Raw genomic sequence first — 11,672 nt, 5'->3', positions numbered from 1 at the left:
GTAGATTGCGCAGAAGATGCCCAAAACATGCAGACAATGGAATATAATGCGGCAAGAGAGAATGTCTGCCCGTAATCTTGACCATAATGGTATATAACAGATTATGGTAACTATAGCTGCGGTATTGCGTGGCAGAAGCTGTGGTACGAAGGGAATGTAGCGGATGTTAAAACGATTCGGATGGCTGGCTAAATTGGTTGCCTCAGGGCTGATATTAAGCTTTTTGTGTATTTGGACAACGGGTTATATCGTCACAAGTTATGTAGAAACAATCTTAAAACAATTCAATTTGCCGCTTGAGGTGCCGCCGATGGCCATGTCTGGCGTATGGGGTAAGCTATGGGGAGCAGATCCGCTGGTGACAACGGATACGGCTGGGAAGGAAGACACAAAAACGACGGACGAAAAGGCTCCGCAAACCAATGCGAATGAGAGCGGGCAAGACGATCCACCGGCATCGGTCGATGCTTTTAGCCAGGCGTCCGATCCTCCGCTTACCGATATCGGAATCGGCGGGGGCACGCAGGCGGGCAGCGGCGCTGCGCCGGAGGGAACCGGGAACGTAGAGGAAGGGACCGCGGGAGCCGAAGGTGCCGGGAACGCAGAAGAAGGAACAGCAGGAGCAGAGGGAGCCGAGGGAGTCGAGGGGACCGAAACGGCGATGACGACAGAGGAATTAACGGAAGTAAAGGAACAAATGAGCGATGCGGACAAGGATGAGCTTTTTGGGCTGTTAATGAGTAAATTGCCTCAGGAATCGTGGCAAACCATCTCTCAATATATTGAAAACGGGCTGACAGAGCAAGAATTGACAGCCATTCAACAAATCATGGCACAGCATCTCGACAAAACAGAATATACCCAAATGATGGACATTCTGAAGAAATATTAATATTTTGAATGTTGTGTAAAGGTTGCCCCAATTGTTGGGCATATGTTAAAGTATTAGGCGAGTGATCCGACAGGATAATTCGCCTTTTTTTATTGTCGGAAACCGGAAAAAAAAGTTGCATTAGCGCGAAAAGGAGACAATCATGACCGTTTTCAGGGACCAAGGTCGGATTCAGAAGGTATGGAATCAAACGATTCAGTACTTTCGACAGGATCGATCGCAACACTTGAATGGCAAGACAAAGCAACCCGTAAGCGACACGGTCAAAGCGCCATTTTGGCGAAAAAAACCGGTACAGCTGGCGGGCGGGGCTCTCGTACTCCTCGCAGTAGCCGGATTTAGCGGAATCCAATACGTCCAAGCAAACACAGTCGAATTTTATAACGTATATATGAATGGCACAGCAGTTGGAACCGTAAACGATCCACAGGAAGTAGAGCAGCTCGTTCTGCTGGAAACCGAAGAGGTTCAGCAAGCCAATCCTGGCATTAACATGGTGCTGGATACCGGAACAATTACATACGAAGCGGATCATGCTTTTAAAGGAACGCCAGATACGGAAGGTACGCTGGACAAGCTTGAAGGCTTGTTTGCTTCCCATGCGGTTGGCGTCGAAGTAAAGGTTGATGGCAAAGTCGTTGGCGTTGTTAAGGATCAGCAGACAGCAGATGAGGTTTTATTGCGCGTGCAGAGCAAGTTCGCACCGGAGCTTGCCGCAGCTAAGAAAGATACAAAGGAAGTCAAGTCGCTTTCCTTTAATGCAAGTGAAACCGCTGCCCCAGCTGCGGAAACAAAGCCGGCAGCTAAGACGCCTGGCCGAGAGGTTACAGAGGTCGAGTTCGTTGAAGCGGTTTTGACCGAGTCCATTGATACGGATCCCAAGCAGATCATGGAAGCGGAAGCGATTTACAAGATGCTCGTACAGGGCAGCATTCAGCCAACCAAATACACGGTACAAGCCGGTGACTGCGTGGGCTGCATCGCACAGAAGTTCGATATTTCCCCCGAGGTTATCTATAAGAACAATGCATGGATCAAGGATGACAAAATTACGATTGGCGATGTGCTGGATTTGACGGTTCTTCAGCCGGAGCTTACGGTGAAAACGACGGAAAATCTGGTGGAGATTGAAACCATCGAGCCGCCGGTTGAAATCAAGAAAAATGCGGACATGCGTGTCGGCGAGTCCAAGACGCTGTCTGAAGGAACGTCAGGCCAAAAACGGCTAACCTATCGCATCGTCAAGCAGAACGGATATGTAGTCACTGAAGAGCTTCTTACCAAAGAGGTCATTAAGGAAGCTACTCCGAAAATTGTCGTACGGGGCACTAAGGTTATTATCGGCGAAGGAACGGGCCGCTTTGCCATGCCGGTATCCGGTTCGAGACTGACCAGCAAATTCGGCCAGCGTTGGGGCCGTATGCATAACGGTATCGATTTAACAGGGAACAAGAACATACATGCTTCCGATAACGGTATCGTTGAATTTGTCGGAACGAAACCAGGTTTGGGCAATACAATTATTATCAATCATAAAAACGGCTATACCACGGTTTACGGCCACCTAAGCTCGTACAAAACAAAGGTAGGCGCTGTGGTTGAGCAAGGCGATACGATTGGCATTATGGGCAGCACGGGAAATTCGACAGGCGTTCATTTGCATTTTGAAGTGCACAAGAACGGCGTTTTGCAAAATCCATTAAAGTACTTATAATATATACCCAAATTCGATCAGGAAGAATCACTCTCGCATATAGCGAAGCGGTTCTTCTTTTTTTTTATGTCACCGTGAAAATCAGGCTTTTGCCGCAGACAATATCGACAGCTTTACCAGCTTGTTTGACCAAAGGGTGTCTTCTTTAGCGTTACAGGAAAAACCTTGCTAACATGAGGGAAGTTTCATTGTGAAGTCAGGGATAACGTGTGTTAAAATAGAAGTTACAAGCGTAAACGACTAAGGACAAGCGACGGGCGGGTGTGACGATGCACGGAAAAATATTAGTGGTCGATGACGAACAGCCGATAGCCGATATTATAAAATTTAATTTAGAGAAGGAAGGCCATCAGGTCATCTGCGCTTTTGATGGCGGAGAGGCGGTGCGCCTTGCGTTTGAAGAGCTTCCGGATTTGATTTTGCTGGACCTCATGCTTCCGGTAAAGGACGGTATGGATGTTTGCCGCGAAGTGCGGGCGAAGCTGCAAATGCCGATTATTATGCTCACAGCCAAGGATACGGAAATCGATAAGGTGCTTGGGCTTGAGTTGGGCGCCGACGATTATGTGACAAAGCCATTCAGCACAAGGGAACTGCTTGCGCGGGTGAAGGCGCATTTGCGCAGGCAGCAAAAGCCTGCGGCCGGGGCCGCTGGCGGCGAGCACGCGAATGCTGCAGGAGAGCCTGCCGAGCAGGAGCAGCAGGGCTTTAAGCTGTTTAACCTGTTTATCGATACGGATATGTACGTGGTATACAAGGACGGCGAGCCGCTCGACCTGACTCATCGGGAGTACGAGCTCGTTTATTATATGGCCCGCAACAGCGGGAAGGTTATGACGCGCGAGCATTTGCTGCAGGCCGTATGGGGTTTCGAGTACTTCGGGGATGTGCGGACAGTCGACGTAACGATTAGGAGGCTCCGCGAGAAGATCGAGGATGATCCGAGCCGTCCGGAGTACATTATGACCCGGCGCGGACTCGGCTATATGATGCGTAATTCCAAGTCTGGAGGCTTCGCGTAGGATGAAGGGCAAGAGCTTCTTCCGAACCATTCAAGTTAAGCTGGTCATTATCTATTTGCTGCTCATACTCGTGGCGATGCAACTGATTGGCGTTTATTTTATCAGCACGGTTAAAAACTCGTTAATAGACAGCTTCACCAAAAATTTAAAAGAGCAGGCCGATATTCTATCGAAATTTGCCGCTCCGAGCTTAGCGGCTAAGCCGGATTCCGAAGGCGATTCATCGGAAAGCACGACCGAGGATCTTAGCCTTGTCGTTCGCAATCTGTTCAGCATCAGCGGCGCCGAGGTACAGGTGCTGGATTCCAACGGCAAGATGGTAGCGACTTCGGTTCAGGGCAACCAGTCGTATATCGGCCAGAAGAACAAATCGCTGGCCGTGAGCAGGGCGCTTCAGAACATTACCGACAACGAGCAAGAAATTATCGATGAGGATAATACGCGCAAGAAGATGATCGCGCAGCCGGTAACGATCAACGATAACAAGGTCGTCGGCGTCGTATACGTCGTAGCCTCTATGAATGAGCTATATGAAACAGTAAACCGGGTCAATCAAATCTTCTTTTCGGGTACATTGATCGCGCTGGGGCTTACGGGTGTGCTCGGTATTTTGCTCGCCCACACCATTACGAGCCCGATTCAGGGATTGACGCGGCAGGCAGAGGCCATCGCGCAGGGGAAATTCGATCTTCAGGTTCCGGTGCTTGGCGATGATGAGATCGGCAGCCTGAGTGTCGCTTTTAACGATATGACGATCAGGCTGAAGGAAGCGTTGTCGGTCAATGAAGAGGAGAATGAGAAGCTTGCTTCGATTCTATCGAATATGAGCGACGGCGTAGTCGCGGCTGACGAGAACGGCAAGGTCATTGTATGGAATAGGCGTGCGCTGGAGCTGCTGGATGTTCGGACCTTTGAAGGACTTTTATTATCCGAGCTGTTCGAATTGTCGGAGCAGCGATTGGACGAGCTTCAGCAAGGCCGGGGCCAGACGCTGCTTATTGAGCGCAATGCGGATGAGCAGGATATGAGCGACGGTGATGAGGGACATCTGCGGGCAACCTTTACGCCGATTCACCGTCGCGACAAGGGGATAACGGGAACGATCGCGGTGCTGCAGGATGTGACGGAGCAAGAGAAGCTGGAGCAATCGCGCCGTCAGTTCGTAGCCAACGTATCGCATGAGCTGCGGACGCCCTTGACGACAATTAAGAGCTATGCGGAGGCTCTCAATGACGGCGCGCTTGAAGAGCGCGAACTGTCCGAGCGCTTTGTCGGCGTTATCCGCAACGAGACGGAGCGGATGATTAGGCTCGTAACCGATTTGCTGCATCTCTCGCGGCTGGATTCGAACCAAGCGCCGCTTCGCCGGCGGCAGACTAATGTGCATGACATGCTGGACGAGGTCGCTGACCGGTTTTCGTTCCAGCTTAGGCAAAAGTCTATTAAAGCGGCGGTACGCGTGGATAAAGGGCTTGGATCCGCTTGGCTGGACCGTGATCAAATTGACCAAGTGCTTGATAATTTATTTTCCAATGCGATTAAATACACGCTGGACGGCGGTACTATTGAATTGACTGCGAAGAAACCAGCCGATTCGGCATTGCTGGCGATTAGCGTCAAGGATACGGGAATCGGTATCCCGAAAAAAGATCTGGATCGTATTTTTGACCGTTTCTATCGGGTGGATAAAGCCCGTTCACGCAATATGGGCGGTACAGGCCTTGGACTTTCGATTGCCCGGGAAATTGTGAAGGCGCACAGCGGCACGATTTCACTGCATTCCGAGCTTAATGAAGGAACGACGGTTACCTTCACACTCCCGCTGCTGCAGGAAGGGGGTGAGCCGGCATGAGGGAAAAAATAAAGACAACAGCGCTTATCGTTCTAGTGGCGCTAAGCCTTCTGCAAAGTTATTTGCTGGCTTACAGCATGCCAGGCCTCGGCGCAACGGTAAGAAGCGACCAGGATTACGTCAATGCCGAGCCGATGGGTACGGCAACGAGCGTAGAGAGCGTTATTTTCCCGGAGGAGCTCGTCATTCATTTGGGCGGGAATAAGCATACCGTTATTTATCCGGGCACGCAGTTCTACGAGATGATTCTTAATCAGCGCATACAGGGTAGAGAATTTAAGGGGTTCCAGCGGAGCCCTTCGGATGTGCTGAACTGGGAAGAGATTCGGAAGAATGATATCGGGATTGAACTGCGGTTCGAGAACGGGATTCCGGTGGAGCTGCTGCAAAAGCTGCTGAAGCTGGAGGGCGACCTGCTGTTTTTGAACGAGACGATTGACCGTATCTGGATTTTCAAGACAACCGGCACGGAGGAGATTCGAACCTTCTTCTTTAGTTCGGACGGTGAAATGGTCTATGAGTCGGTCCGTGCGGATTTGACGGTACGTGACGTGCAGGACTATGTGGGCTTCGGACAGTTCCAGCCCAAATATTCCATGACGGGAGACGGCCTCTATATCCCGCTTGGACCGATTCAAACGACTGAAATGCTCTTTCCATACGAGACGTATACTCCCGATTTGATGCAGCGAAGCTTGTTCTTTGACCCCAGCACAACTAGAGCGCTGGAGGACCGGGGCGGCTCGCAAATTTATACCGATGGCAAACGTGGCTTGCAGGTGGAGCAAAACGGCAAATGGATCAGTTATACCGATCCCAGCGCGCCGCAAATTACGGAGAACCTGCTAAGCGACAATGTATATGCGTCGGTGGACTTTGTGAACCAGCACGGCGGATGGGATGGCGTACACCGGTTCGTGAACGCGATCCCGGGAGGCGAAGGAAAGGATATCAGGTTCAAGCAGTATGTGGAGCAGTATCCGGTTATTCCGACGCCGCCGTTCCGTTACGGCTATATGAGGCTCACTCTCCAACAAGGCGTTGTAACCGAATATTCGAGATCGCTCATTACGCTTGGACCGGAGTCGGAATCGCGCAGCGTGCGGTGGCTGCCGGGCGGCGATGGGCTGCAGGAAACGCTCAAGAATTACAAAAGACGCAGCGAGGTTACAGCGTTGTTCCCTGCTTTGCAGGCAGCGCCGGTGGATGAGAAGCAGCTCCGGTTCACTCCCGTATGGGCTGTCCGCTTGAAGGATGGCACGGAAGAAATGCTGGCAGCGGCATATCCGATCGGCTACGAGCCGCCTGAGCAGCAGGATTCGTCTGCGCAAGGCTCGGTGGATGACGGCGGCGCGGATGCGGACTCCGCAACAGCGGCAACCGGAGCGGGTGCTGCGGCGTTGTCTGCCGGCGGAGGGAGCCAGCTCTTCTTCGGAGATAGAAAATAGCGAGACTACGGACGGTCGGAGGTGAAGGCGAGTGGATTGGGGAAGAGCGAAAAACGTGCTTATTATTTCGTTTTTACTGCTTAATATTTTGCTGGGGTATCAGCTTTGGCTGGATATTAGAGAGCAGCTGAACGTAAATGTAAACACGGCGGAGCTTCCGCAGGATAAAGTGCTGCTAATGCAGCAGAAACGGATATCGCTTGAAGCCAATCTGCCGCTGGAAACGCCGGAGCTGGGGGATTTGCCTTACATCCTGCACTCCGACAGCCGCAAAAACGCAGAGCCGGTTATATTGGACAAGCCGGTGGACAGCACGATTATTTATTCGAAAAAAGAATTATTAAAGACGCTTGGGGATCGAATCCCCGAGCTTGATCAATATGAGTTTGATTTGCTGAACAGCAGCGTCGATCAGTTCGTCCTCTATCGCGTCGTGGAAGGACGGCCGATGTTTGATGTGAAGCTGACGCTGTATATCAGCGACCAAAAAATCATTTCGTTCCTGCAGGACCGGGTAGAGCTGCTTGGATCGGGCGAGGCGAAGCAGGTGCTGCCTGCCGCGAAGGTCGTGGCGAGCTTGATCGAGACCTACTTGCCGGATGGGGCGGTCATCTCTGATATTCAGCTGGGCTATAAAGGCCAGATCTTTGATTCGGAGAAACAGGTATCCGCGCCGTCATGGCGCGTCATGCTGGAGGACGGCCATTTGTTTTATGTGCATGCAATAAATGGCGAGGTTGCAACGGACGAAGAGCAAGGGGAAGCGGCAGCGAACGGTTTACGTTAACGGGAGCGGGAGAAGGGACAGGAAAGAGCATTATGGGACTTCGATTTACAGTACTGGGAAGCGGCTCAACCGGCAATGCGACAATTGTCCAAGGGAACGAGAAGATGGTCATCGTCGATGCGGGAATGAGCGCGAAGAAGCTGGATGAGCTCATGCGGGAGCGGGGAGTGTCGGGCCATCAATTGGACGCGCTGTTTGTCACGCATGAGCATTCCGATCATATTAAAGGTTTGGGCGCTTTTGCCCGCAAATATGATTTACCGATTTATGCAAACGAGGCAACGTGGGCTGCCATGGAAAGGCATGTCGGCACGATTGCCCCAGAGAAACGCGTATTTATGGAAACGGGCGAAGAGGTATCCTTTGGTTCAATGGCCGTGCAGTCCTATCCGATCTCGCATGATGCGGCTGAGCCAGTCGGTTATTGCTTCGTGGAGAATGGCGAAAAGCTAAGCCTGGCTACCGACCTTGGCTATGTCAGCGAAAAGGTCAAGCGTCACATTATCGACTCGGATGTGCTGGTTCTGGAGGCGAATCACGATACGGAGATGCTGCGGATGGGCCGCTACCCTTGGAATACAAAACGCCGGATATTGAGCGACGTCGGCCATTTATCCAATGTGGCAGCAGGCGAAGCGCTGCTGGAGCTCATGACGGATCGAACGAAACGTGTCTATTTGGCTCACTTGAGCCTTGATCATAACTTGATGGATTTAGCGATGCTGACCGTGAATACTATCTTGGAGGATCACGGAATATTTTATAAGAAAGAAGAGCATCCCCTGCGGGCAACGTACCACGATAAGCCTACCCCATGGGATGAAGTGAGGCGGAAATAACCGATTCCAGCTGGGCATCGAGTGCATCGGCTTTGGCGCTTAACTCTTCTCTTGTTAGAATGCCCTTATCTATGAACAACTCTAGCATTGCGCTTAAAGTGAGTACGGTACGATAGTGGTCATCCTTCAAATCTGCTAGCTTTGCAGCAAGCTGAACATGCTCCCATGCAACAGGGGTTTTGGTTTTCATCTGGGCAGTTCTCCTTTGGCGGATCGATTATTTACACATAAAAAGAAATAATTTCTGGCGAAACGGTTTTTGCCGTCCCAAATAAATCGACAGCCGTTTACGCTTGATCGTTTGAATCTATTATTATTTTAGTCATTTCTTCCGAAAACATTCCTAGATTGAAAAAAATAGTCTTGATGTCTCAGACATCGAGAGGAGCGATAGTCATGAGCTTATTCGACGACGATTTTTACTCGACCAAGGTTTCCAAGCGTGCTGCTCGCGAGAGTAGGAAAAGAGACTTGGTTTTCCCATCTAAAAGCCGCGGCCGCAAGTGGTCCAGTGTCCGCATTGCGTTCGTCTCCTCGATGACAAGCGCGGTTGCCGCTATGCTGCTATTCGGCCTTGTATTCGGAGGGGACGGCGGGATCGGCAATAGCTCTGGAACCGTAGCAACAGCCAGCGGCGTGCAAGCGATTGATCCGCTTGAGCGTCCCATACAAGCATCCGCGAAAGTAAGGCCGGCCGTCGTAAGTGTCATTAATCAGCAGATGTTTGCGCTCGGGATCGGCGATGGCGAGGCGCTTCCCGAGGGCTCGGAGGAAAAAGGGACGCTGCGCGAAGTCGGCGTTGGTTCTGGCGTCATTATTAGCAAGAAGGATGGCAAAGCAATCATCATAACGAATTACCATGTTATTGATCAGGCGCAGGCGGTGCAGGTGATTCTGATGAGCGGCGAGGCCCGCGAAGCACGCGTCGTCGGCAAGGATCAAATTACGGATCTTGCCGTGCTGGAGATCGACGACAAGGGGATTGATGTCGTTGCGGAAATAGGCGATTCATCGGCTTTGCGCCCGGCTGAATATATTATTGCCATCGGCAACCCGCTAGGGCTGGGGGAGTCGGTTACGACGGGCAGCGTGAGCAAAACAAACCAAATCGTGCCGGTATCGCTGAACCAGGATGGCGTGTATGACTGGGAGCAAGAAGTGATCCAGATCGACGCATCCATTAACCAAGGAAATAGCGGCGGACCGCTTATTGATTTGAACGGACGCGTGGTGGGGATCAACAGCATGAAAATAGCCGATCTTGGCGTGGAGGGCATCGGCTTCGCCATTCCGATCAATCTGGCAATGCCGATTGTCGAATCCTTAATTAAGCTGGGCCATGTACCGCGCCCTTACCTCGGTGTCTACACCATGGACCTGGAGCAGTATTGGGAGCAGCAGGGCTTTGCGGACGAGCAGCAGGATGTCGAAGGCGGGGCACCGGAGGAAGACGCTGGGGGCGTTACGGAAGAGGCCATGCCGGAGCTTAAACTGCCCGACGATATCTATGACGGCGTCATCGTGCTTGAAGCCGTCGGTCCTGCTAAGGACGCGGGATTGCTTTTCAACGATGTTATCGTCAAGCTTGATCGCAAGTCGATCGCAAGTACGATGGATCTTCGCAAATATTTGTACGATCAGAAAAAAATTGGCGACGATATCGAAATTAGCTTTTACCGGGACGGAGAGCTGAAGGTTACGCATTTCAAGCTTGGTGAGAAGGAAGAAGAGGAATAAGCACAAGAGATGCTGCAGTGCGCAGGCGGGCAACCGTTTGAGCGCTGCGGTATTTTTTTGTTTAGGGGATCGGGTGCGAAAATTGTCGTCTTCACATGGGGAGGCGTTTTCTGCTATGCTGTGTATAGATATTTTGGACAGACTGGTAAGACGGAAGTTGAAACGAAACGTAAAAACAAGCATGTGAGTATAAACGCAGGTTAGAGGCATAAGAAGACAATCAACTAGGATAGGAAGCGTGCAGACGATGTATTGTGTATGTAAAGAGCATATGGAAACGGCATTGGACCGATTTGTAGATGAGTATGAGGATGCGCCGGATGTTGTCGATTTGAAGGAAACCCAGTTCGCGGATTGGGATCCGCCGCGGAAATGCGACTTTTGTGCGGAACCGGCTACTTTTTTGGTGGTTTAGGGAAGAGTAAGCTAAAGGAATAAAAAACGTGGAATCATGTGAGCTATAGAGTGATGAGTAAATAAGCATAGGTTGAGTCGAATTTTGGAGTCAGCCAAAGGGAAGTGTCAGGTTTGCATATACAGATCGCCGCCGTCGGCAAGCTGAAAGAAAAGTATTTGGTGCTTGGCATAGCGGAATATGCCAAGCGGTTAGGGCCTTACGTGAAGCTTACGCTCACGGAAGTGCCCGATGAGAAAGCGCCGGAGACGATGAGTCCGGCGGAGGAAGCGATTGTGCGCGAGCGAGAGGGCGAGAGGCTTCTAGCGCAGCTGAAGCCTGATGCGCATGTCGTCGCGCTCGCGCTTGAAGGCGAGCTCTGGTCCAGCGAGGATCTCGCGGGCCAGCTCGATAAATTAGCCACGTATGGGCGCAGCCACGTGGCTTTTGTTATTGGCGGGAGCAATGGTCTTGCTCCCGCGGTGTTGAAGCGCGCCCAGCAGAAGCTCAGCTTTGGGCGCATGACCTTGCCGCACCAGCTGATGCGCCTGGTGCTTGTGGAGCAGATTTATCGGGCTGTGAAGATAAATCGGGGGGAACCTTATCACAAGTGAGGCGAAATTTTCATGAGGGACGGAATAAGAGGGATATTCACCTGAGAGTGATGGTTGGGTTATTTTTGTGAGAGGATATCTGCAATTGTCTTAGGCGATTGTCGAACGAAACTCCATCAGGTAACTGAAAAATTCGCCGTTGGAGTGATACGCTGAACAAACAATATTTGCTGAACATCTTCCAGGAAGGATCCCTTGGCAAAGCATGAGGTAATTGAATGAATGACTGAAAGGAAGGGGCGCACTTATACAGAGGCGCCCTTTTTTGTCGTATCTTATAATGGCTCTAAGTTCCGTACACTAATGCAATGCCTATTGCCTTTGCTCAACATCAGCATATCATGATGAAGTAACTTGTTGAAAGGAGATGAAG

General features: G+C 51.2%; 11 protein-coding genes. 10 read left to right on the top strand and 1 reads right to left on the bottom strand.

Features of this window, described 5'->3' with window-relative positions; genetic code table 11:
- Positions 1-163: 163 nt before the first annotated feature.
- From ACN6MW_RS13810 to ACN6MW_RS13780, 7 genes are all read left to right on the top strand, one after another.
- Positions 164-892 carry a hypothetical protein gene (locus ACN6MW_RS13810; RefSeq protein WP_419875909.1) on the top strand — a complete coding sequence of 243 codons (729 nt, stop codon included), beginning with the start codon at positions 164-166 and terminating at the stop codon, positions 890-892.
- Between the two features lie 142 nt (positions 893-1,034).
- Positions 1,035-2,606 (top strand): peptidoglycan DD-metalloendopeptidase family protein, encoded by a 1,572-nt coding sequence (locus tag ACN6MW_RS13805; RefSeq protein WP_419875908.1) that lies wholly within the window; start codon positions 1,035-1,037, stop codon positions 2,604-2,606.
- Positions 2,607-2,875: 269 nt separating this feature from the next.
- The gene (yycF, locus tag ACN6MW_RS13800) at positions 2,876-3,628 is read left to right on the top strand and encodes a response regulator YycF (RefSeq protein ID WP_419875907.1); all 753 of its coding nucleotides are present in this window, start codon (positions 2,876-2,878) and stop codon (positions 3,626-3,628) included.
- 1 nt (position 3,629) lies between these two features.
- The gene (gene walK / locus ACN6MW_RS13795) at positions 3,630-5,480 is read left to right on the top strand and encodes a cell wall metabolism sensor histidine kinase WalK (protein WP_419875906.1); all 1,851 of its coding nucleotides are present in this window, start codon (positions 3,630-3,632) and stop codon (positions 5,478-5,480) included.
- Positions 5,477-6,928 (top strand): YycH family regulatory protein, encoded by a 1,452-nt coding sequence (locus ACN6MW_RS13790; RefSeq protein ID WP_419875905.1) that lies wholly within the window; start codon positions 5,477-5,479, stop codon positions 6,926-6,928. The genes walK and ACN6MW_RS13790 overlap by 4 nt, the downstream gene beginning before the upstream one ends.
- Before the next feature lie 31 nt (positions 6,929-6,959).
- Positions 6,960-7,715, top strand: coding sequence for a two-component system regulatory protein YycI (gene yycI, locus ACN6MW_RS13785; protein ID WP_364152564.1), 756 nt, complete (start codon positions 6,960-6,962; stop codon positions 7,713-7,715).
- A gap of 32 nt (positions 7,716-7,747) precedes the next feature.
- Positions 7,748-8,554 (top strand): MBL fold metallo-hydrolase, encoded by an 807-nt coding sequence (locus tag ACN6MW_RS13780; protein ID WP_364152561.1) that lies wholly within the window; start codon positions 7,748-7,750, stop codon positions 8,552-8,554.
- Here ACN6MW_RS13780 and ACN6MW_RS13775 read toward each other — a convergent pair.
- Entirely contained in the window at positions 8,523-8,744 is a 222-nt protein-coding gene (locus ACN6MW_RS13775) for a hypothetical protein (protein WP_364152558.1), read from the bottom strand. The two genes, ACN6MW_RS13780 and ACN6MW_RS13775, sit on opposite strands and share 32 nt — an antisense overlap.
- A gap of 206 nt (positions 8,745-8,950) precedes the next feature.
- Between ACN6MW_RS13775 and ACN6MW_RS13770 the strand changes: the two genes are divergently transcribed.
- The 3 genes from ACN6MW_RS13770 (at position 8,951) to rlmH (ending at position 11,299) form a co-directional block, all read left to right on the top strand.
- Positions 8,951-10,291, top strand: coding sequence for a S1C family serine protease (locus ACN6MW_RS13770; RefSeq protein WP_419875904.1), 1,341 nt, complete (start codon positions 8,951-8,953; stop codon positions 10,289-10,291).
- 247 nt (positions 10,292-10,538) lie between these two features.
- Positions 10,539-10,706 (top strand): CxxH/CxxC protein, encoded by a 168-nt coding sequence (locus ACN6MW_RS13765; RefSeq protein WP_364152552.1) that lies wholly within the window; start codon positions 10,539-10,541, stop codon positions 10,704-10,706.
- A 113-nt stretch (positions 10,707-10,819) separates the two neighbouring features.
- Positions 10,820-11,299, top strand: a complete 480-nt coding sequence (gene rlmH, locus ACN6MW_RS13760; RefSeq protein ID WP_364152549.1) for a 23S rRNA (pseudouridine(1915)-N(3))-methyltransferase RlmH — start codon at positions 10,820-10,822, stop codon at positions 11,297-11,299.
- Positions 11,300-11,672: the final 373 nt, after the last annotated feature.

The sequence above is a fragment of the Pristimantibacillus sp. PTI5 genome (assembly GCF_048572955.1).
GTDB lineage: Bacteria > Bacillota > Bacilli > Paenibacillales > Paenibacillaceae > Pristimantibacillus.
Note: the sequence above shows the minus strand (reverse complement) of the source record. Positions and strands in the feature narration are given on the sequence as shown.